A 20245-nucleotide genomic window follows, 5' to 3' on the forward strand; every position below is an offset into this window, starting at 1 on the left:
CGCGACCGCGAATCACCCCTGGCGCGCCCAGCGCACCGCAACCACGTCTTTCGAGCGAAGCGAGACCGGGCCGCGAACACCCAGCGCCGCAGGCGCTGGAAAGACCGACACAGCAAAACTACCTACTGCGGCGGCTCTTCTTGCGCGGCGGCGGCAGGAGTCCTTCGGCGCGCAGCCGGGCCGCGTGCTCGGCCAGCGCTTCGACCAGGGGACCGACCTGGGCCACATCGGGCTGCACGTCAACGCGCAAGCCGAATTCGATGGCGGTTTCGGCGGTCTTGGGGCCGATGCAGGCCACGATGGTGCGGGCGTGCGGCTTGCCCGCGATGCCGACCAGGTTGCGCACCGTGGAGGACGAGGTGAACAGGACCGCGTCGAAACCGCCGGTCTTGATCATCTCGCGGGTCTCCGCGGGCGGCGGCGAAGCGCGCACCGTGCGGTAGGCCGTGACGTCGTCGATCTCCCAGCCGCGATCGCGCAAGCCCTCGGCCAGCGTCTCGGTGGCGATGTCGGCGCGCGGCAGCAGCACCCGGTTCACCGGGTCGAACACGTCGTCGTAAGGCGGGAAGTCGGCCAGCAGGCCCTCGGAGGACTGCTCGCCGCTGGGCACCAGCTCGGGGTTGATGCCGAACGACCGCACCTTGTCGGCGGTGGCCTCCCCCACGCAGGCGATCTTCACACCGGAGAACGCCCGCGCGTCCAGACCGAATTCGGCGAACTTCTCCCACACCGCGCGGACCGCGTTGGTGGAGGTGAACACCACCCACTGGTAGCGACCGTCGACCAAACCCTTGACCGCGCGCTCCATCTGGGCGGGGCTGCGCGGCGGCTCGACCGCGATGGTCGGCACCTCCATCGGGATGGCGCCGTGCGTGACGAGCCGTTCGCTCATCTCCGCGGCCTGGTCCTTGGTGCGCGGCACCAGCACGGTCCAGCCGTACAGCGCGCGCGACTCCCACCAGGACATCTTCGAGCGCTGCGCGACCACCTTGCCGATGGTCACCACCAGCGGGCCGACCAGTTCGGAGGCGGCGCTGTTCAGCGTGGCCAGAGTGGCCTCGATGGTGCGCTGCTGACGGGTGGTGCCCCGTACCGTCACCGCGACCGGGGTCTGCGGCGCCATGCCGTGCTCGACCAGGGCGCTCGCGGTCTCCGCGAGATGACCCGAGGTCGAGTGCAGGACCAGCGGGCCGGGCGCGGCCGCGAGCGCGGCCCAGTCGACCTCGCCGCGCACGTCCGCCTCGGTGTGCCCGGAACCGAGCGCGATGCCGGCGTAGCTGGGCACCGCGGAACCGTTGGGCAGGCCGGGCAGCACCTCGAAGACCATGTGCGAGCGGGTGACGGCGTTGACCTCGGCGATCACCGAATCGGTGGTCAGCGGGTCGCCCGCGACTACGCGCACCACGTCGTGCCCGGCACGCGCTTCGGCGATGAGCGTCTTGGCCACCTCGGCCGGCTCGCCGAGCGCGGGCCGCACGTCGACGGGACGTTCGCCGTCGGGCCCCGGCTCGACCGAGGTGCCGATCAGGGCGAGCACACCCTTGTCGACATCCGGGTCGGTGAACGCCAGCGTCGCCCGCCCGATGACCTCACGGGCCCGCACCGTGAGCAGCGCCGGGTCACCCGGACCCGATCCGACGAAAAGGATGCGACCGGGGTGCTTCTTCGTGGCTCGGCTCATGCCTGCACCTCGCTTGCGCTCGGCTCCGGCATACCCGAAGGCACGGTGCCTATGCTTCCGCTCATCGGCTGTTCTCCATTGGGCTGGGGTTGGGCAAGTCTGTGGCGGGCGAACTCACCGCCCGGGTGGGGGAACCGTCGTCCGGTTCGGTGGCGAGCAACTCGCGCGCACCCATGTCGAGCAACTCGCGGGCAAGTGCGCGGCCGAGCTCGGCGGCGTCGTCCGGGGCGCCGACCACCGATGCGCGCAGCACGTCGGATCCGTCGACGGCCGCCGCGCACGCGCGCAGCGACAGCTCGTCCACGATCCGCCCTTCGTCGTCGAGCGATTCGACCACCTCGGCGAGCGCACCGATCGGTGCGGTGCAGCCCGCCTCGAGTTCGGCCAGCAGCGACCGCTCGGCGACGACCGACGCGCGGGTGGCCGCGTCGTCGAGGCCGGAAAGGATCTCCACCAGCGCGGTGTGATCGCTGCGGCATTCGACCGCGAGCGCGCCCTGCGCGGGAGCGGAGAGCATCTGCACCGGCTCCAGCGACTCGGTGACCGCGTCCAGCCGATCGATGCGAGCCAGTCCGGCTCTGGCCACCACCACGGCGTCCAACTCGCCCTCCCGGACCTTGCGCAGCCGGGTGTCCAGGTTGCCGCGCAGCGGGACGATGTCCAGGCCCAGCCCGAGCGCCCGCAACTGAGCGGCGCGACGCGGCGCGGAGGTGCCGACCTTCGCGCCCGCGGGCAGCTCGCCGAGGACCAGTCCGTCGCGCGCGACCAGCGCGTCACGCGGGTCCTCCCTGGGCGGGATGGCGGCGATGGTGAAGCGCGGGTCCTGCGCGGTCGGCAAATCCTTGTAGGAGTGCACGGCGATGTCGATCGCGCCCGCCGCCAACTCGTCGCGTAGCGCGGAGGTGAACACGCCGACGCCGATCTTCTGCACCGGGTCCGACGACAGGTCACCGGCGGTCTTGATGACGACCAGCTCGGCGGGCTGACCGGCCGCGATCAGCGCGTCGCGCACCGTGCCCGCCTGGGTCAGCGCGAGCAGGCTCCCGCGGGTGCCGATCCGCCACGGGGCACGAGTGCCTTCCGCGGTGGCGTTGCCTTCTCGGTGAACCATGGTCATGCCGTCTGCCCCTGTTCCTCGCCGCGATGGCCCGCGGTGAAGTCGTCGGCCAGCGCGATCTCCCCGTCGGCCAATGTGATCTCGGCGCGGTCGTCCGCGAGCGCGGTGATCTCCATCGGCGCGGCGACCGCCTGGGCCGCGCCCGGCTTCAGTTCGAACAATTCGCGCAACGCCTCGGCGTAGCTGTCGCCGCCCGGCGTGGAGGCGAGCTGCTTGACCCGCACCGTCGGCGCGTGCAGCAGCTTGTCGACCACCCGGCGCACCGTGCGCGCTACCTCGTCGCGTTCCGGGTCGGCGAGGCCGGGCAGCCGCGAATCCAGACGCAGCAGTTCGGCCTCGACCACCTCCGCCGCACGCTGGCGCAGCGCCGCCACCGTCGGGGTGACCTCGGCCATCCGCTGTCCGGCGAGATACTTCGCGAGCTCGTCGGCGACGATCGATCGGGCGGCTGCCGTGTCGTCGGCGGCGGCGCCCGCAGCCGGATCGCGCTGCAAGGTCTCGATGTCGATGAGTGTGACGCCGGGCAGTCCGGCCACGGCGTGCTCCACATCGCGCGGCAAGCCGAGATCGCAGAACACCAACGGCCGGTCCACCGTGGCGAATTCCTCGCCGCGCTCGCGGTCGGTGAGCGCGCGGTGGGTGTCGGCGAGCGTCACGACCGCGCCGACCGCGCCGGTACAGGTGACCACCACGTCGGTCGCGGACATCGCCTCGGTGAGCCGCGACAGCTCCATGGCCTCGGCCTCGACGCCGTGCGTCCGCGCGGTCTCGGCGAGCCTGCGCGCCCGCGCGATGGTGCGGTTCACCACGATGATCCGGCCGATCCCGGCTCGGGAGAGATGCGCGACCGCGAGACCGCCCATGGCCCCCGCTCCGACCACCGCGGCGGTCCGGCCGGCCAGGGGGCCGAGCACCTGCTGCGCGCGATCGAGCGCGACCGACACCACCGACGCGCCCGCGCGGTCGATGCCGGTTTCGGCGTGCACCCGCTTGCCGACCCGCAGCGCGTGCTGCGCCAGCTCGTGCAGGGTCCGCCCGACCGCGCGCTGCGCGTCGGCGGAGGCGTAGGCCCCGCGAATCTGGCTGAGCACCTGCTGCTCGCCGACCACCATCGAGTCCAGGCCACTGGCGACCGCGAACAGATGCTCGGCGGCGGCCTCGGAGTAGCGGACGTAGGCGTGCTTGGTCAGATCCGGCATCGGCAGGCCGGAGTGCTTGGTCAGCAGATCGCCGATCTCGGCGAGACCGCCGTGGAAGGCGTCGACCACCGCGTAGACCTCGACCCGGTTGCAAGTGGAGACGATCATCGCCTCGGACACATGACTCGAGGAGATCAGGCGGTCGATCAGCTTCGGCCGGTCGGTGTCGGTGACGGCCACCTTCTCCAGCACGGGAACCGGCGCGCTGCGGTGCGAGATGCCGACGAGGAGAACGCTCATGCCGTCACCGTCCCGGCACGAACGGAATCCTCCGCCGTGCTGAACTGCATGATTCGCTCGCTGCGCTCACTCATGGTGTGACCACCGATCCCTTGCTGCTTGGCTCCGTTGCCGTATGCGAGGTTGCCGTATGCGGGGTTGCCGAGTGCTGGAGTGCCGGATGCGAAGTCGGCAGGCGGTGCGCGATGCGACCCGACCCGGCGTGCGCGACCGGCAGCGGAGCCTGCTCCGCGTTGCGCACCCGTTCGAACGACAGCATCTGCATCTCGACGGCCAGGTCGACGCGACGGACCTCGACCGTGGCCGGTGCGACCAGCTCGCAGGGGGCGAAACTCAGAATCGACTGCAGTCCGAACGCGACGAGCCGATCGCACACGTCCTGGGCCGCGTCGTCGGGAACGGTGATCACCGCGATGGTCGGCTCCAGCTCGGCGACCGCCGCGGCCAGCTCCGCGACGTCGCGCACCACCAGTCCGGCGACCGGCATGCCGATCACCGCGGGGTCGCTGTCGAGAATGCCGACCACGGTGAAACCGCGCCGCTGAAACCCGCCGTAGCCCACCAGTGCCCGGCCCAGGTTTCCCGCGCCGACCAGCACGACACGGTGGCCCTGCGACAGACCGAGCACATCCTCGATCCGGGAGCGGAGCTTGGCCACGTCGTAGCCGACGCCGCGAACGCCGTTGGGGCCGAGGAAGGATAGATCCTTGCGCAATTTGGCCGAATTGACACCCGCCGCGACAGCCAGTTCCTCACTCGATACGATGGCAACACCGTCGTCGGCCAACATGGCGAGGACCCGAAGATAGGTAGCCAGCCGCGCGACGGTGGCCTGCGGGATGTCCTTCTGCAGAGCCCTGCCGGAGACGCCGCCTGGCGCCTCATGCTGCTCTGTCACGTCGTCGGCTCCTCGTCCCGGGCCTCGGGCTCCGGTTCGTCGCTCGACCCTTCTGACCCGGGGGCGGTCCGGTGCCATGGTGTCGAAGTTTCGGATTTCGGGGCGGCTCCGCAGCCTCGGCATGCGGGTCGCGTTGCCACCACCGTAACTGCTTGTGAAGCCCTGCACAAAGTCGGTGAAATTGGCCTCATTTTCCGCCGCGACCAGCACAGTGGCCGAATCGGACGGAAAACGGCGCGCTCAGCGCTCCAGGTCGGCCCGCAATCGAGTCTCGTCGACATCGAAATAGCTGTGTTCGCGGCCGTCGAGCAGGACGACGGGAAGCCGGTCGCCGTACTCCGCGCGCAGGCCAGGGTCGGTAGCGGCGGCTTCGTCGACGTCGACGGTCGCCGGTTCGAAACCGAATTCGGCGCAGATCACGCGCAGCTGTTCCAGTGCCGTCGCACACAGTCCACAGCCCGCGCGAGTCAGCAATGTCACCGAATGTGTGTGATTGGTCATGACCGGAATTCAATCAGCGGCCGGAACGCCATGCGGGCTCGGTGCGCGCCACGCGATTGTGTCGCGCGCCGCCTTCTGCCGTGACTGTCGGCCGATCCGGCTACTGTTGACATGGTTCGCGCGACGGGCGGAGGTACTGGTGCCGGAACGATCGAAGGTGGCGAGGGCCGGATTCATCGCGGGACGATTCGGTGAGTTTCCGGCGCGGTGGAATCTGAGCCAGATGGGCCAAGGTCTGCAGGACCAGCTCGCCCGCATCTCGCGCAGCCCCTTCGGCCCGACTGAAGAGGAATTGCGGGCCAATCTGGCCGGTGAGGCGAGCGCGGACGCGGCGCTGACCCTGCACGACGCCGAGCTCGCCGCGGGCGAGGTGGAGGCCGCTGGTCCCGAGGCGCCGCGCGACCTGACCGCGGCGGCGTTCTTCGACGTCGACAACACGATGGTGCAGGGCGCCTCGATCGTGCATTTCGCCCGCGGTCTGGCGGCGCGCAAGTACTTCAAGACCTCCGATCTGGTGGATGTCGCCTGGAAACAGGTGAAGTTCCGGGTCACCGGCAAGGAGAGCAGCACCGACATGGCCAGCGGCAAGGAGAAGGCGCTGGCGTTCATCGCCGGGCGCTCGACCGCCGAACTGGCCGCGCTGGGCGAGGAGATCTACGACGAGATCATCGCCGACAAGATCTGGCCCGGCACCCGCGCGCTCGCGCAGATGCACCTGGACGCGGGCCAGCAGGTGTGGCTGGTGACCGCGACCCCGGTGGAGCTGGCGCAGGTGATCGCGAAGCGGCTCGGGCTCACCGGAGCGCTGGGCACCGTGGCCGAGAGTGTCGACGGGAAGTTCACCGGCCGCCTGGTTGGCGACATCCTGCACGGACTCGGCAAAGCGCATGCGGTGCGCACCCTGGCGATCCGCGAGGGCCTGAACCTCAAGCGGTGCACCGCGTACTCCGACAGCCACAACGATGTGCCGATGCTCTCGCTGGTCGGCACCGCCGTCGCGATCAACCCGGACTCGGATCTACGCGAGGTCGCCAAGAACCGCGGCTGGGAGATCCGCGACTTCCGAACCGGCCGCAAGGCGGCAAAGATCGGCGTACCCACCGCCCTGGCCCTCGGCGCAGCGGGCGGTGCCGTAGCGGGGGGGGGGCCCCCCCCCCCCCCCCGGCCCCCCCCCCCCCCCCCCCCCCCCCCCCCCCCCGCCGGGGGCGCCCCCCCCCCCCGACCGGATCAGGCCAGCACGGCGTCGACGGCCTTCTTCAAAGCCGACGGCTGCGCGGGCGAGGTCGGCGCCTTCTTCCTGAGCTCTTGCAGCCGCGCCCCGATCTCTTGGAGCTGCTTACGTCCCAGGCGTTCCCGCACCTTCGGGAACCACTCGTTCTCCTCCTCATCGATATGGTGGTCGACGTTCTCGATCAGCACGGTGGTCTTGGCGGTGAAGTGCTCGTCGTCGGGCTTCATCGTCGCCAGCTCGCTGACCAGCACGTCGGCGACGTGGTGCTCCTCGTAGGACTCCAGGATGTCGTCCTCGAGCTCGGGGACGAGCTTGCGCACCTCGGGGTACATGCACTCGTTCTCGAGATAGGTGTGCACGGTGAGCGCCGCAATGATCTTGTTCACCACGTTCGCCTTGGTCCGGATGGCGTCGTCGCCTGCTTTCTCGAACTCCCGGAAGAGTTTTCGGATCGCCTTGTGGTCGTCACGAAGCAGCACGATCGCGTCGGTGGTCATCGCTTTCTCCTTGCGTCGGGGCCGGTTCTCTGCCGACATTCCCGGCGCCGCGCCCCCGAAACCGCGACGTCCGCCGCGCGGCCGGACCCTCAGCGGGTCGTATGGTGAGCCGCGGACAGCACAGGAAGGACGAAGATGCCCCACGCCGATGACTACGCACACGAGCTGGCCGAATTGGCGCAGCGCTCGGAAACCACCGTCGCGGTCGCCGAATCGCTCACCGCGGGCAGGCTGTGCGCCACGTTCGGCGCCGCGCCCGACTCTTCCACCTGGTTTCGCGGCGGCCTCGTCGCCTACAGCTCGGAGGTCAAGCGAACGGTTCTCGGGGTGCCCGACGTGCCGGTCGTGTCACGTCCCGCGGCCGAAGCGATGGCCACCGGTGTCCGGAGCCTGCTGAATGCAGTTGTCGCCGTTGCCGTCACGGGCGCGGGCGGTCCCGACCCGCAGGACGGACAGCCGCCGGGCTCGGTGTGGTTCGCGATCGCCACCGAGCACGACGTGCGCGCATGGCACCATCAGTTCGACGGGGAACCGGAGGACGTGCTCGAGCAGACCACCGCCTGCGCGGCCGAGGCGCTGCTCGACACCGTGCGCGACCTGCGCTCGGACCGTTCGCCGAAGTGACCCGCGGTCACGACGAACGGCGATGCTTACGGTGGCTGGTGTCGCAGAACGGGTAGTTCTTCGAGCGCTTACACAGGCACAAGGCCACCAGGAACCGGTCGGAGCGCACCGTCCGGCCGTCCGCGGTGACGAACTCGACCGGGCCCTCGATCAACGCGGGGCCGTCGGCGGTGAGCGTCACTCGCCGCCACTGCTCATTGCCGGATTCGGTCGGCACGGATCACCACCAGATCTTCCATACGCTGGCCGGGTCCGATCAGCCCGGCCGATTCCAGCCAGTCCGCGCGGCGGCGCAGCACCGGCCCGAACGGCACGGTCGCCCTGGCCACGACAGCGGCCTTCAATTCTCGCTCGCGTAGCTGGGCCAGCGTCGTATCCGGATCCGACAGCGCCGAATGCACGATCAACGCGACACCACGCGGTTTCAGCAGGGCGGGCAGCGCCACGCACAACTGGTCGAGGACCGCCCTGCCCCCGGAACCCGCGTTCCACGCGCGAGCGATGCCGCGCGTGTGGGCCCCCACGGGGGCCGGGACATACGGCGGGTTGGCCAGCACCAGGTCGAAACTGCGCCCCCCGAGGACCGCGGTGAAATCGCCGCGCAGCACCTCGGCCTCGATACCGCGCATCCGGCAGTTCAGCCAGGCGGACACCACCGCGGCCCTGGACACGTCCACCGCCGTCACCTTCGAGGCTCCCGCGTACGCGGCGGCGACGGCCAAGGCGCCGGTGCCGGTACACACGTCCACCGCGTGCCCGCCGCTCGGAACACCCGCCTCGGACAGAGCGCGGACGAGCAGCCAGGTGTCCAGCTGCGGCGGATAGACACCGGGGGGTCGAATCAACATCACATTCGCCGGATAGCCCGCCCAGCGGTACTCAATCACCCCCGCTGACCGTCCCGCTGCCGGTTTCCCGCAACGAGCTGCGGCCCGCGCGCCAGGCGTCGAGCACATGATCGGCGAATCGGTCCTCGAGCAGGTTCGTCACCTGGATACCGAATACCACCGACTCGGTCAGCTCGGGCTCCCGCCGGAGCAGATCGCCGATCACGCCGGTGCGCATGACCTGCTCGTGCACCGCGTCGGCTTCGACGTGCTCGCGGTAGAACAGCAGGCACGCGGGGTCGGCGGCCAAACGTTCCAGCGCCTCCACCAGGCGCCGCGCGCCCGGCGGCGAGGTGATCTCCACCGTGGCGAAATGCCCCACCAGCGCGCCCCGCCACGACCGGTGCAGCCCGAACAGCGACATCATGTTCATCAGCGCGAGCATCGGCGCGGGCACCACATCCAGATAGTGCAGATAGTCCGGGTTGAGCCCGGCGCCTGCCAGCAGATCGGCATACAGCTGCGCGTGCACGCGCTCGCCGCGCCCTCCTCCGAACTCGTCGAACTCGACCGCCACCAGCGACGCCTTGGCTTGGCCGCGCAGCCGGGGAATCACCCAGGCGTAGGGGTCGGCCTCTTTGTGGTGATAGATCGAACGGTGCACGAAGTATTCGCGCATCTGCCACCATTCGCTCTCGTCGCGCAGGAAACGGCTCAGCCCCTCCGGGTCGGCGGGCGTCACCAGCAACCGTTCCAGCTCCGCGTCGAGATCGTCGCCACCGGGCACGTCCTCGCGCAGCGCGCGCAGGAATCGCTGTTCCAGCGCGGCGCGCAGCCCAAGCAGACCCGGGTCCCATTCCCATCCCGCGTCGACGGCCGCGAAACCGTGATAGTGCAGTTCGTAGCAGGTGTGCAGCGCCAGATGCAGGTCTTCGCCGTACGGGTCCACCGAGCCCGGCACCGGCACCGGCACCGGCACCGAACCACCTGATCGGCTGCCCAGCAGTTTCACCACCGCCTCCGACAGCTCGCCGCGCGGGCGGGGCAGGTCCTGCTTCGGAGCGCCTATCGTGACCGTCATACCGATCGTTTACCCCCGTCGAGCGCTGTTATCGCGGCGCGGCGCGGTAAGAATGCCGTGGCCGTCCCCGCAGACGCGAGGACGGCCACGAACCGAGACGAACTGTCCCGGAGCTACCCGTTCGCCTTCTTGTACGCCTCGACCACCTCGGCGGAGATACGTCCACGCGCCGAGACGTCGATGCCGTTCTTGCGCGCCCACTCCCGGATCACCGTGGCTTGTTCCCGGTCGTTCGCCGACCGCATGACACCGCCGCGGCCGCGCCGCGCACGGCCGACCTTGCGGGCATACGGAACCCATTGTTCGAAGAATCCGCGTAACTGACCGGCATTCTCCGTCGACAAGTCCATCTCGTAGGCCACGCCGTCCACGGCGAAAGACACGGTTTCCTCGGCCTGAGACTTGCCGTCGTAGTCATCGACCAGTGTCACGACGACCTTGCGTGCCATACAGATAATCCCTTCACGGTTACCGAGCGCGTGCAGTCGAAAAAACAATCGTAGCCAGTAAATAACAGATCGGTTCCGCCCCCGGAACACCGGGGTCCCCCTCGCGGCGCAGGACGGTTCGCGGCGAACAGCTATTGCGGCAACCGTCGAGCCTCCACATATTGCCCGCGCACCCGGCGCAGTGGCAAACCGCCCTGCCAGGACGAGCGCGACCGGAGAAAGACGCGGTGGCGGGCTATCGGTGACCGATGTGCGCAATCGACATTCGCACGCTGCATTTCACTTTTCGAGCGGCAACGCCATCGGCCGAAGCGGCTCCGGCCAGCCGAACAATCCACGCGATCCCGCCGTCGGCGACGGTGCCGGGCAAGACGACACTGGTCGGTCGCGTCGGTGAACCGGACCTCCGAAGCGGGACAACGCGCGAGATCGATGGCATCCCACCCGAATTGCGAACACCACCGCCTGTGCTTCCCCGCACCGCCGCTGCGACGACAAGGCAGCCGAATTCGATCGCGCTGACGCGAAATATGTCTCCGCGAAGGTGTTGCTGCGAACCTGAGAGCCTCCGGCGCTTCGGCTGATCGGTGCGCCCTGCCCGCCGGAATCTCGGGCGCGGTGAACCGTCGGCCAGCAGGGAAAGGCATCGAGCACATGGCAGACAACGACGATCAGCACGCCCCGGAGCAGGGCGGCGAGCCGGACGACGCGCTCACCGCGCCCGCGGACCCGCCCGCCCAGGTAGATCCGGAGGACGAGGATCTGGCAGCACCGGCGGAACCGGACACTCCCGCACTGTCGCGGCGCAAGCTGTTCGCGGGCGCGGGCATCGCCGCGGCGGTGGTCGCGGGCGGCGGCCTGGCCGCGTGGCTCACCACACGCCGCACTCCCGGCGCCGGAGGGGTGAACCGCGCCCTGAAGATCGGCTACGGCGGCGGCGTCTGCGAGGCGCCGCTGTACGTGGCGCATCACGAGAAGATCTTCGAGAAGCACGGATTGAACGTGCAGATCGTCAAAACCGGCGGCGACGAGATCAAGGACGCGGTGGGCGCGGGCAAACTCGACGCGGCGCCGGGCATCTTCTTCTCCTGGCTCAAACCGATCGAACAGGGCATCGACGCCAAACTCGCCGCCGGGCTGCACGAGGGCTGCCTGCGCATCGTGGTGCCCCCCGACAGCCCGATCAAGTCCGTCGCCGAGCTGCGGGGCAAGCCGATCGGCGTCGGCGCGATCGGCGATTCGGCGATGTCGTTCTTCTCGTTGGACCTGCTCGACGCGGGCATCAACCCGAGCGAGGACATCGACTGGCGGGTCTTCGCCGCCGACCAGCTGACCGACGCGCTGGTGCGCGGTGACATCGCCGCGATCGCGGCCAGCGACCCCAACGGGCTGCTGCCCACACTGAAGGGCAAGGCTCGCGAACTGACCAACAACTCCCAGGGCACCAACCGGCAGCTCTACTGCTGCGCGACCGCCATCAACGGGCGGCTGCTGCGCGAGGACCCGGACGTGGCGCGGGCGCTGGTGACCGCGTGGGCCGAGGGTAGCCGATGGGCGGGCGCGAACATCCCGCAGACCGCGGCCATCGAAGTCGACAACAAGTACGTGGCGGCGGATCAGCCGACCATCGAAGCGATCCTGAAGACCTACGGGTACAACCCGTCGGCGGCGCGACTCGAGAGCGAGATCACTTCCGGCATCGCCAAATTCGCCAAGACCGGCTACCTGGACCGCAAGACCGATCCGAACGCGCTGGCCGGCAAGGTCTACGCGGATCTCGGGCTGAACTGGTGACGCCGCGATGACGACAACGGCCGACACCGCCCCCGTCCGGGCCGATTCGGCCTCTTCTGCGACGCGGCCGCCGGGAACCGCGGTGACACGTTATCCGCCGACGCTCGGCTTCGCGCTCGCCTGGGCGGTGTGGGCTCTGACCGCGGTGGTGACGCTCGCGGTCCCGGACGAACTGGACGTCGCGGCGCCGCTGGCGGCCGGAGTGCTGTTCACCGCCTGGACGGCGGCGCTCACGGTGTGGGCGGCCTACGCCTACCGCGACCGCGCGGCCACCCTGCGGCTGCGGTACTGGACACCGTGGATCGCGGCGCTCGGCGTCTGGGCGCTGTTCTGGGAATTCGCCACCGCCAAGACCGGGTGGCTGCAACCACCGCATTTCGCGTCGCCGCAGCAGATGCTGCTGGTGTTCTACAGCGACGCGGGACTGCTCGCGTCGAGCACGTGGCATTCGCTGCTGCTGCTGGCGGTCGGGTTCGTCATCGGCGCGGTCGCGGGCCTGAGCACCGGCATCGCTCTCGGCTGGTCGAAACTCGCTGCCTACTGGGGTAATCCGGTGCTGCAGACCGTCGGCCCGGTGCCGGCGGGCACGCTGCTGCCGGTGGTGCTGGTGCTGTTCCCCACCACTTACAGCGGCAGCATCTTCATGGTCGCGTTCGGTGTGTGGTTCCCGGTGGCGGTGCTCACCCGCGCGGGCATCGCGGGGGTCGCGCGTGGCTACTTCGATGTCGCGCAGACCCTCGGGGCGTCCAAGCATTTCCTCGTCTGGCGGGTCGCGGTGCCCGGCGCTCTGCCGAGCATCTTCACCGGACTGTTCATGGGTCTGGGCGCTTCGCTGGCCGCGCTGGCCGTCGCGGAGTTGCTCGGCGTGAAGAACGGTCTGGGCTGGTACATCCAGTGGACCAAGGGGTGGGCGGCCTATCCGCGGATGTACGCGGCGATCGTGATCATGGTGGTGGTGTGCCGCACGCTCATGCTGCTGCTGTTCCGTGTCCGCAACCGCGTGCTGGCCTGGGAGAAGGATCTGGTGCGATGGTGAGCGGCGCGGCACGCGGCAGCGCGGTCGAGATCGATGCGGTCTCACATCAATTCGCGGTGGCGGGCGCACGCCCGCGCAACGTCGTCGAGCGCCTGCTCGGGCGGCCCGCACCCGAACCGACCCGCGCCCAGCAACTGGGCCGGCTGCGGGTGCTCACCGACGTGTCCCTGCGGATCGAAGCGGGGCAGTTCGTCGCGTTGCTCGGGCCGTCGGGGTGCGGCAAGTCGACTTTGTTGCGATTGCTCGCGGGACTCGAGCGGCCGTCGCGGGGCGTGCTGCGCGCCGACGGTGCGCCGATCGAGGGCCCGGATCCGCACCGGGCGTTGATGTTCCAGGATCCGACATTGTTCCCGTGGCGGACCGTGGAGCAGAATGTCGCGCTCGGACCGCAGGCTCGCGGCACCCTGGCCGAGGACCGGACCCGGGTGGCCGAAGCCCTCGCACTGGTCGGTCTCGACGGTTTCCGGGACACCTATCCGGCGCAGCTGTCCGGCGGGATGGCGCAGCGGGTGGCGTTGGCGCGGGCGCTGGTGAACCGGCCGCGGCTGTTTCTGCTCGACGAGCCGCTCGGCAAGCTCGACGCGCTCACCCGCGCCACGCTGCAGACCGAGATCGTCCGGCTGTGGCAGGAGGACGGGTTCACCGCCGTGCTGGTCACCCACGACGTCGACGAGGCGTTGCGGCTGGCGGACCGGGTCGTGGTCTTCTCCGCCCGGCCCGGGAAGGTGGTGCGGGACGTGCCGATCGCACTGGCCCGGCCCCGCACGCATGATGATCCGGAATATCTGCGGCTGCGGGGCGAGATCCTGCGGCTGCTCGGCGAGACAGGCAGGGCCGTCGCATGACCGCAACCCACCCGCGCACGAGCGGGGTCTTCGACTCCGTCACCGACGCGATCGGCAATACCCCGCTGGTCCGGCTGAACCGGGTCACCGAGGGGATCACCGCGACGGTATACGTCAAACTCGAGTACCTCAATCCGCTGGGCAGCGTGAAAGATCGCGCCGCGCGGTCGATGATCGACGCCGCCGAGGCCTCCGGTAAGCTGCGGCCCGGCGGCACGGTCGTGGAGGCGACCTCCGGCAACACCGGCATCGCGTTGACCGCCATCGCCGCGACACGCGGCTACCGCACGATCGTGGTGGTGCCGGACAAGACCAGCCAGGAGAAGCTCGCGCTGCTGCGCGCCTACGGCGCACAGGTGCGGGTGACCCCGGGCGGGCGGCCGGCCGATCATCCGGAGCACGTGCGCACGGTCGCGACCCGGCTGGCCGCCGAGATCCCGGGCGCGTGGTTCGCCGGGCAGTACGACAATCCCGCGAATCCGGCGGCGCATCACCGGACGACGGGTCCGGAGATCTGGGCCCAGACCGGCGGGCGAATCACCCACTACGTCGCGGGCGTTGGTACCGGCGGCACCGTCACCGGCGCGGGCGAGTACCTCAAAGAGGTGTCCGGGGGCGCGGTCCGCGTGATCGGCGCCGACCCGGAGACCTCCGTCTACGGCGGCGGCGACGGTCGTGCCTGGTACGTCGAATCCGTCGGACACTACCGGCATCCCGACACCGAGGACGACCAGTGGCCCACCTCGTATCACCCCGCCGTCGTGGATCACATCGAGCGGATCGGTGACCCGGAGGCGCTGGAGGTGCTGCATCGCCTCGCCCGCGAGGAGGGGCTGTTGCTGGGCGGATCGTCGGGAACCGCGATCGCCGCCGCCCTGCGTGTCGCGCGGACACTGCGGTCGGACGACGTGGTGGTCGTCATCGCCCCGGACTCCGGTCGCTCCTATCTCACCAAATATTTCGACGACCAGTGGCTCGGCCGTTTCGGCTTCGCGCTGCGCGACCGAGTGACCGGACCGACGGTGGCCGATGTGGTGGGCGAGGTCGCCGGAAGTCCGCGCACCATCCCGTCGGATGCGACCGTCGCCCACGCTCGAACGCTGCTCGGCGCGGCACCCGCGCTTCCGGTGCTGTTGCTGCGCGACGAGGCCGGACCGGTCGTGGTACCGGAAATCCTCGGCGCGGCGGTCGCGACGACGCTGGCCGGTGCGCCGGACGACCACCCCGTCATCGCTCATCTGGCACCGCCGCTGCCGGTGGCGGGCACCACGGAACCGCTGACCCGCGCCGCCGCCCGGATCTCCGGCCATTCCGGGCCGGTCGTGGTGGCGCACGAAGGGCGGGCCATCACGCTCGTCGACGCCGCGCGCATCACGGCCGCGGCGCGGGAACTCGGAGAACGACAGGGAGGTTCGCAGTGAGACGTCTCGCCGCCACGGCCGCGATGGTGCTGGCCGGGCTGTGCGCCGGACCGGGAATCGCGGCCGCGCACGTCACGGCCGGCGCACCGGACGCGGCCCCCGGCGGGTACAGCGTGGTCACGCTGCGGGTTCCCACGGAATCCGAGACGGCGGGCACCGTGCAGCTGGAAGTCGGCCTGCCTCTGGACCATCCGCTCGCCGTCGTACGCACCGCCACGACACCCGGATGGAATGTGTCGACGCGCCGCACCACGCTACCCGCGCCGATCGACAACGGGCACGGCGCGACGGTGACCTCGTCGGTGACGTTCACCGCGCAACCCGGGTCCGCCGTGCGGCCGGGGGAATTCGGGGAATTCCGGCTGCTGCTCGGTCCGCTACCGGATGTCCGGGAACTCGCGCTGCCCGCGATCCAGACCTACAGCGACGGCACCGTGGTCTCCTGGATCGAACGCAGCACCGACGGGACACCGCCCGACAAACCGGCTCCTGTGGTGCGTCTGAGCGCCGAATCCGGCCACAGCGGGCACCAGGCGCCCGGCGCCACCGCGGCGGCGTCCGCGCAATCGCCTGTAGCGGGGCAGAATTCGGATTCCGGTGGATGGGTCGATTGGATCGCGCTGGTGGCGGCGCTCGGCGCGCTGGCTCTGGCGGCGGCGCCGTTCGTGCGCGGCGCGCGCAGCCGGTGACCGTCCGGGCACGCGTACTGCTGGCCGGGCTGTCCGCGGTCGCGGCCGTATTACTGGCTCCGTCGGCGGTCGCGTCGGCGCATGCCGTGCTCGTCGCCACCGACCCCGCGTACGGTGCGACCATCCCGGACGCTCCGACGCGGGTGACGGTGCGTTTCGACGAACCGGTGACGGCGGCGGGCGCCGGTGTCACTGTCTCCGACAAGGACGGCCGCCGGGTCGACACCGAGGCGGTGTCGGCCGCCGACGGCGGCCGTGCCGTCGTGGTCGGAGTGCGGCCCGAGCTGCCCACTGGGACGTATCTGCTGAGCTGGGTGGTGCTGTCCGCGGACGGTCACACGGTCAGCGGTTCCAGTGTGTTCGGTATCCGGGTGCCGCCCGACCTGACCCTCGGCGATCCACCTCGTGATCCGATCGCGGTCACCGCCGACGGCGTAGCCAGGATGCTCACCGCCGTCGGATATCTCGGTGTGGTGCTCGCGGTCGGCGTCCCCGGGGTGACGTTGCTGGTGTGGCGTGCGGGGACCAGGACGGCGCTGGTCGCGCAACTGACCGGGATCGGGTCGGCCACCGTCGTCGCCGTCTCGCTGCTCGCGCTCGCCATGACACCGGCTCGCCTCACCGGCCCCGACGGCTGGGCCGATCCACAGGTGTGGGCGCAGGCTCTCACATCCTCGCCGGGTGTGGCGGCCGTGGTGCGCGCTGTCGCCGGCGCCGCGCTCGCGGCCGGTCGGTCGCGACCGAAAGTGATCGCCGTCGCGGGAGCGGTGATCGTCGTGGCGACGGCGGCGTCGGGCCACGCCCTGGCAGGGGGAGACCGACCCGCCGCGTTGTTCTCCACCGCGGTCCATGTGCTCGCGATGGCGTTGTGGGTGGGTGCCGTCGTGCTGGCCGTCGCGGTCCGGCGGCGGCCCGACCGATCCGCCCTGCTCCCGCGCTTCGGCCGCGTCGCGATCGCCGCCGTCACCGCGCTCGCGCTGACCGGCGTCTATCAGAGCCTCCGCTCGGTCGACCCGCTCGCGGCACTGTGGACGACGTCGTGGGGTCGGCTCCTGCTGCTCAAATCGGCGCTGGTGCTCGCCGCGGCCGGTGTGGTGCTCGCCGCGCGGCGAATCGTTCGCGGCCGCGTTCCGCACTCGGCGCTGCGCCTCGAATTCGTCCTTCTGGCGGCCGTTCTGGTGGTGACCGGCGTCCTCGCGGGCACGACACCGGCCAGGGACGCCTACGACCCGCGGATCACGGTGACCGCCGACCTCGGCCGGGCACGAGCCGAGGTCACCGTCGACGGCGCCGGTGCGGGCGAACAAGAGCTGACCGTCCACCTGCGCGACGCGAGCGGAACCCCGATCGACGCCTCCGCCGTCACCGGCCGCCTGACCCGTACCGGCGATACCTCGGGCCCCATCGACGTTCCCTTCCGACGGATCGAGCCCGTCGAACTGGGCCCGCACTATTTCGTTTCCCAACCGGTGCGCGTTGCCCTCCCCGGCTATTGGCAGTTGCGGTTGACCGTCCTCCTGGACCGCACCACCGGCTATACCGCCACCGTGCCTTATCGCGTGTGGTGACGGGATCGGTACGCCCCAGCGCGTTCCGCGCGTTCGACTCACGAACGGCGAGGACACCTCGCCTCGGACGACGACGCAACCCGCAGCGCCGGGCTCAGCCGCCGGGCTTCTGCCAGACGGAGACGTGTCCGCGGCTCTCGCTGGTGAACGGTTCGCGTGTCCACCCGTCCCACCGCGCATCCAGCCGCAGGCCGGCGATCTCGGCCATCAGGTCCAATTCCGCGGGCCACACGTAGCGGAACGGAATCGATCGGTAACTGCCGCGTCCCTCGACGACCTCCAGGTAGTTCGAACTCATCGTCTGCGTGGCGATGTCGTACTCGTCGTAGGCCCATTTCGACGATCCGGCCCGAGACAGCACCGTGTTGCGGCCGGGCGCCAGCCCGCGCAGTCCGGGCATCATGACTTCGACGACGAAGCGGCCGCCGGGTCGGAGGTGGGCCGCCGCGTTGCGGAAGCAGGCGACCTGACCCGCCTGGGTGGTCACGTTCATGATCGTGTTGAACACCAGGTAGACCAGCGAGAATCGTGACGTCAGCTTCGTGGACGCGAAATCTCCGACGGTCACGGCGATCTCGTCGCCGCCGGCCTTGGCACGCAACCGGGCGAGCATCGCGGGTGACGTATCGATGCCGTGCACGGGAACTCCGCGCGCGGCGAGCGGCAAGGCGATCCGCCCCGTTCCGATGCCGAATTCCAAGGCCGGGCCATCTTCGGCCGACTCTGCCAAAAAGGTCACCGCCGGGTCGACGACGCCCGGCTCGAACATCGCGGCCGAGGACTCGTCATAGCTGGCCGCGACCTGCTCGCCGAAGTAATCGTCGGTATCGCGCATCCGGGCACCGTAGCGCACCGGATCCGCTTGACGCCCCTTATTTTCCGGTCGGCTCGGCCGCGGGTTCGAGGGCCGCTACCTCCCAGCACTGAGAAGAACGCACCCCCGTCCGCGCCTAGTCTGGACGACGACCGGTCGAGCCGGGATACTGGCCTGCGCCGGTTTCGCAGAACCGACCATGCCGGGTTCCGCGCGGTCCGTCGGCTCATCGTTCGAACGAAAGGACCAACTCTCGATTCTGCAGACAGGCAATCGGCCCGTTGAGAACGGCGGGGGGCCGAGTACCGTTCCGAACTCTGTCGAGCGAGCGGGACGTCCGCGGGAGGCGGACCCCGACAACGAACCAGATGTCGGTCGATCCGTGGGATTCGGCCGGACGAGCCCAGTGCACGAGCGGAAGTCGATAGTATGCGTGTGGCGTTGTTGCCCGCAGGTACCCGGGGCGATCATCAACCATATCTCGCGTTGGCGCAGGAATTTCGCGCCCGCGGTCACGAGGTGGACATCACCGCCACCCGCAATCAAGCGCAGATCGTGCGCAACGCGGGCTTCGAACCCCATGTGATCCCCTTCGACGCCGCGGAACTGCTCGAGACGACCGCGGCCAAGCGGGCGCTGGCCTCCGGCAAGACGCTGCCGTTCGTGCGCATCATGCTCGACACGGTGCGGATCATCGAAGGTGAGCGCGGTGTCGCGATGCACGAGGTACTCCTGCGCGCCTGCACGTCCGCGGACGTCGTCGTCGCCTGCGCGTCGACGCTGCCGTGGGCGATGGAGTTCCGCGAGAAGACCGGGACGCCGGTACTGGGCTGCCTGCCCTATCCGCTCGAACGCACCGATGAGTTCCCGTCGTCGTTCATGGCGAAGAACATGACCTCGTCGCGCACGCTGTCACGGGCGAGCTACAGCCTGTTCGAATGGTCCTATACGTTCCTGTATCGCAAGGTCGACCGGCAATTGCGCCGTCACATGGGCCTGCCCGGCAGGCCGCGCAATCCTTTCCGGCGCCTGCGTGCGGAGCGGATACCGCTGGTCCACATGGTGAGCCCGATGCTGTTGCCCAAGCCGCACGATTGGCCGGACCGCGCGACGATCGTGGGCGCTTCCGTTCTGCCGCAGCCGCTGCGTGACGCCTGGGGCGAAGCGGTCATCGATCCGGAACTCGACGCGTGGCTGGGCGAAGGGTCACCGCCCATCTATTTCTGCATGACCGGAATGCCCGTGCTGGATCCGGTGGAATGCCGCGAGATGATCGCGACGGTCTGCGCGCGCTTGGGCGCACGGGCACTCGTCACGGTGAAAGGCGAGGGATTCCCGAAAGGGTTCAGCGCCGACCGCAGCCTGCTGATCATCGATTCGTTCGACTACGACCGCGTCCTGCCGCGGTGCGCCGCGGTGGTGCACCACGGCGGCAGCGGCAACACCCATGACGTGGTGCGAGCGGGGATCCCGGCCGTGGTGATCCCGGTGCACAGCGATCAATTCTTCTACGGCTGGCGCATCGCCGCGCTCGGCATCGGAGCGACCTTCCCGTATCGCACGATCACCACCGATCGTCTGCATCGCGCGTTGGCGCAGGTCTTGACGCCCCAGGTGCGGCAGCGAGCGGCAGAGGTCGGCCACACGGCCGCGAAGGAGAACGGCGTGCCCGCGGCGGTCGACGCCGTCGAGAAACTCGCCGCCGCGACCCCCCGACCATGAGCTGCCGGTCG

Annotated in this window: 19 protein-coding genes and 1 pseudogene; 9 read left to right on the top strand and 11 right to left on the bottom strand. The window is 70.0% G+C overall.

Annotated elements, in window-relative coordinates; translation table 11 throughout:
- Positions 1-118 precede the first annotated feature (118 nt).
- The 5 genes from ACL03I_RS29555 to ACL03I_RS29575 all read right to left on the bottom strand — a co-directional run bounded on the left by ACL03I_RS29555 (position 119) and on the right by ACL03I_RS29575 (position 5636).
- Positions 119-1681 (bottom strand): bifunctional uroporphyrinogen-III C-methyltransferase/uroporphyrinogen-III synthase, encoded by a 1563-nt coding sequence (locus ACL03I_RS29555; RefSeq protein ID WP_355071937.1) that lies wholly within the window; start codon positions 1679-1681, stop codon positions 119-121.
- A gap of 61 nt (positions 1682-1742) precedes the next feature.
- Positions 1743-2798 (bottom strand): hydroxymethylbilane synthase, encoded by a 1056-nt coding sequence (gene hemC / locus ACL03I_RS29560; RefSeq protein ID WP_355071935.1) that lies wholly within the window; start codon positions 2796-2798, stop codon positions 1743-1745.
- Positions 2795-4237, bottom strand: a complete 1443-nt coding sequence (locus ACL03I_RS29565) for a glutamyl-tRNA reductase (protein WP_355071933.1) — start codon at positions 4235-4237, stop codon at positions 2795-2797. Before ACL03I_RS29565 ends, hemC begins: the two co-directional genes overlap by 4 nt.
- A gap of 70 nt (positions 4238-4307) precedes the next feature.
- Positions 4308-5135: a redox-sensing transcriptional repressor Rex gene (locus ACL03I_RS29570; RefSeq protein WP_355071931.1), complete on the bottom strand. Its 828-nt coding sequence runs from the start codon at positions 5133-5135 to the stop codon at positions 4308-4310.
- 240 nt (positions 5136-5375) lie between these two features.
- On the bottom strand, positions 5376-5636 hold the full coding sequence (locus ACL03I_RS29575) for a glutaredoxin family protein (RefSeq protein WP_355071929.1): 261 nt from the start codon (positions 5634-5636) through the stop codon (positions 5376-5378).
- Between the two features lie 223 nt (positions 5637-5859).
- On the opposite strand from ACL03I_RS29575, the pseudogene ACL03I_RS29580 reads away from it, so the two are divergent.
- A pseudogene (locus ACL03I_RS29580) lies at positions 5860-6774 on the top strand (HAD family hydrolase); the annotation flags it as partial.
- An 89-nt stretch (positions 6775-6863) separates the two neighbouring features.
- Here ACL03I_RS29580 and ACL03I_RS29585 read toward each other — a convergent pair.
- A complete protein-coding gene (locus ACL03I_RS29585) occupies positions 6864-7364 on the bottom strand; it encodes a hemerythrin domain-containing protein (RefSeq protein WP_364434943.1) in 501 nt (166 codons plus the stop codon).
- Between the two features lie 135 nt (positions 7365-7499).
- On the opposite strand from ACL03I_RS29585, the gene ACL03I_RS29590 reads away from it, so the two are divergent.
- Positions 7500-7988 (top strand): CinA family protein, encoded by a 489-nt coding sequence (locus tag ACL03I_RS29590; RefSeq protein ID WP_355080571.1) that lies wholly within the window; start codon positions 7500-7502, stop codon positions 7986-7988.
- A 7-nt stretch (positions 7989-7995) separates the two neighbouring features.
- Here ACL03I_RS29590 and ACL03I_RS29595 read toward each other — a convergent pair whose 3' ends face one another.
- From ACL03I_RS29595 to ACL03I_RS29610, 4 genes are all read right to left on the bottom strand, one after another.
- On the bottom strand, positions 7996-8205 hold the full coding sequence (locus ACL03I_RS29595; RefSeq protein WP_355080570.1) for a CDGSH iron-sulfur domain-containing protein: 210 nt from the start codon (positions 8203-8205) through the stop codon (positions 7996-7998).
- Positions 8183-8836, bottom strand: a complete 654-nt coding sequence (locus tag ACL03I_RS29600) for a HemK2/MTQ2 family protein methyltransferase (protein WP_355080568.1) — start codon at positions 8834-8836, stop codon at positions 8183-8185. The genes ACL03I_RS29595 and ACL03I_RS29600 overlap by 23 nt, the downstream gene beginning before the upstream one ends.
- Before the next feature lie 31 nt (positions 8837-8867).
- On the bottom strand, positions 8868-9896 hold the full coding sequence (locus ACL03I_RS29605) for an iron-containing redox enzyme family protein (protein ID WP_412807482.1): 1029 nt from the start codon (positions 9894-9896) through the stop codon (positions 8868-8870).
- A 113-nt stretch (positions 9897-10009) separates the two neighbouring features.
- Positions 10010-10345, bottom strand: coding sequence for a histone-like nucleoid-structuring protein Lsr2 (locus ACL03I_RS29610; protein WP_355080564.1), 336 nt, complete (start codon positions 10343-10345; stop codon positions 10010-10012).
- A 654-nt stretch (positions 10346-10999) separates the two neighbouring features.
- Here ACL03I_RS29610 and ACL03I_RS29615 point away from each other — a divergent pair.
- The 6 genes from ACL03I_RS29615 (at position 11000) to ACL03I_RS29640 (ending at position 17698) form a co-directional block, all read left to right on the top strand.
- Positions 11000-12139, top strand: coding sequence for an ABC transporter substrate-binding protein (locus tag ACL03I_RS29615; RefSeq protein ID WP_355080562.1), 1140 nt, complete (start codon positions 11000-11002; stop codon positions 12137-12139).
- Between the two features lie 82 nt (positions 12140-12221).
- Positions 12222-13175, top strand: a complete 954-nt coding sequence (locus ACL03I_RS29620) for an ABC transporter permease (RefSeq protein WP_412807483.1) — start codon at positions 12222-12224, stop codon at positions 13173-13175.
- Positions 13169-14020, top strand: coding sequence for an ABC transporter ATP-binding protein (locus tag ACL03I_RS29625; RefSeq protein WP_355080558.1), 852 nt, complete (start codon positions 13169-13171; stop codon positions 14018-14020). Before ACL03I_RS29620 ends, ACL03I_RS29625 begins: the two co-directional genes overlap by 7 nt.
- Positions 14017-15441, top strand: coding sequence for a PLP-dependent cysteine synthase family protein (locus tag ACL03I_RS29630; protein ID WP_412807484.1), 1425 nt, complete (start codon positions 14017-14019; stop codon positions 15439-15441). Before ACL03I_RS29625 ends, ACL03I_RS29630 begins: the two co-directional genes overlap by 4 nt.
- Positions 15438-16130, top strand: a complete 693-nt coding sequence (locus tag ACL03I_RS29635; protein ID WP_412807485.1) for a YcnI family copper-binding membrane protein — start codon at positions 15438-15440, stop codon at positions 16128-16130. Before ACL03I_RS29630 ends, ACL03I_RS29635 begins: the two co-directional genes overlap by 4 nt.
- Positions 16127-17698 carry a copper resistance CopC/CopD family protein gene (locus tag ACL03I_RS29640; RefSeq protein WP_412807486.1) on the top strand — a complete coding sequence of 524 codons (1572 nt, stop codon included), beginning with the start codon at positions 16127-16129 and terminating at the stop codon, positions 17696-17698. The genes ACL03I_RS29635 and ACL03I_RS29640 overlap by 4 nt, the downstream gene beginning before the upstream one ends.
- A gap of 94 nt (positions 17699-17792) precedes the next feature.
- Here the strand turns inward: ACL03I_RS29640 and ACL03I_RS29645 are convergent, their stop codons facing one another.
- A complete protein-coding gene (locus tag ACL03I_RS29645) occupies positions 17793-18533 on the bottom strand; it encodes a class I SAM-dependent methyltransferase (protein ID WP_412807487.1) in 741 nt (246 codons plus the stop codon).
- A 408-nt stretch (positions 18534-18941) separates the two neighbouring features.
- Here ACL03I_RS29645 and ACL03I_RS29650 point away from each other — a divergent pair, with 408 nt between their 5' ends.
- The gene (locus ACL03I_RS29650; RefSeq protein ID WP_364434912.1) at positions 18942-20234 is read left to right on the top strand and encodes a glycosyltransferase; all 1293 of its coding nucleotides are present in this window, start codon (positions 18942-18944) and stop codon (positions 20232-20234) included.
- The last annotated feature ends 11 nt before the right edge of the window (positions 20235-20245 follow it).

Origin of the sequence: Nocardia sichangensis (genome assembly GCF_047200615.1) — a bacterium.
Lineage (GTDB): Bacteria > Actinomycetota > Actinomycetes > Mycobacteriales > Mycobacteriaceae > Nocardia > Nocardia sichangensis.

Coding starts and splice junctions, on each gene's coding strand:
- ACL03I_RS29605 (WP_412807482.1), bottom strand. CDS start 9,896: ATGACGGTCACGATAGGCGCTCCGAAGCAGGACCTGCCCCGCCCGCGC.
- ACL03I_RS29600 (WP_355080568.1), bottom strand. CDS start 8,836: ATGTTGATTCGACCCCCCGGTGTCTATCCGCCGCAGCTGGACACCTGG.
- ACL03I_RS29630 (WP_412807484.1), top strand. CDS start 14,017: ATGACCGCAACCCACCCGCGCACGAGCGGGGTCTTCGACTCCGTCACC.
- ACL03I_RS29615 (WP_355080562.1), top strand. CDS start 11,000: ATGGCAGACAACGACGATCAGCACGCCCCGGAGCAGGGCGGCGAGCCG.
- hemC (WP_355071935.1), bottom strand. CDS start 2,798: ATGACCATGGTTCACCGAGAAGGCAACGCCACCGCGGAAGGCACTCGT.
- ACL03I_RS29585 (WP_364434943.1), bottom strand. CDS start 7,364: ATGACCACCGACGCGATCGTGCTGCTTCGTGACGACCACAAGGCGATC.
- ACL03I_RS29575 (WP_355071929.1), bottom strand. CDS start 5,636: ATGACCAATCACACACATTCGGTGACATTGCTGACTCGCGCGGGCTGT.
- ACL03I_RS29650 (WP_364434912.1), top strand. CDS start 18,942: ATGCGTGTGGCGTTGTTGCCCGCAGGTACCCGGGGCGATCATCAACCA.
- ACL03I_RS29610 (WP_355080564.1), bottom strand. CDS start 10,345: ATGGCACGCAAGGTCGTCGTGACACTGGTCGATGACTACGACGGCAAG.
- ACL03I_RS29555 (WP_355071937.1), bottom strand. CDS start 1,681: ATGAGCCGAGCCACGAAGAAGCACCCCGGTCGCATCCTTTTCGTCGGA.
- ACL03I_RS29625 (WP_355080558.1), top strand. CDS start 13,169: ATGGTGAGCGGCGCGGCACGCGGCAGCGCGGTCGAGATCGATGCGGTC.
- ACL03I_RS29590 (WP_355080571.1), top strand. CDS start 7,500: ATGCCCCACGCCGATGACTACGCACACGAGCTGGCCGAATTGGCGCAG.
- ACL03I_RS29565 (WP_355071933.1), bottom strand. CDS start 4,237: ATGAGCGTTCTCCTCGTCGGCATCTCGCACCGCAGCGCGCCGGTTCCC.
- ACL03I_RS29645 (WP_412807487.1), bottom strand. CDS start 18,533: ATGCGCGATACCGACGATTACTTCGGCGAGCAGGTCGCGGCCAGCTAT.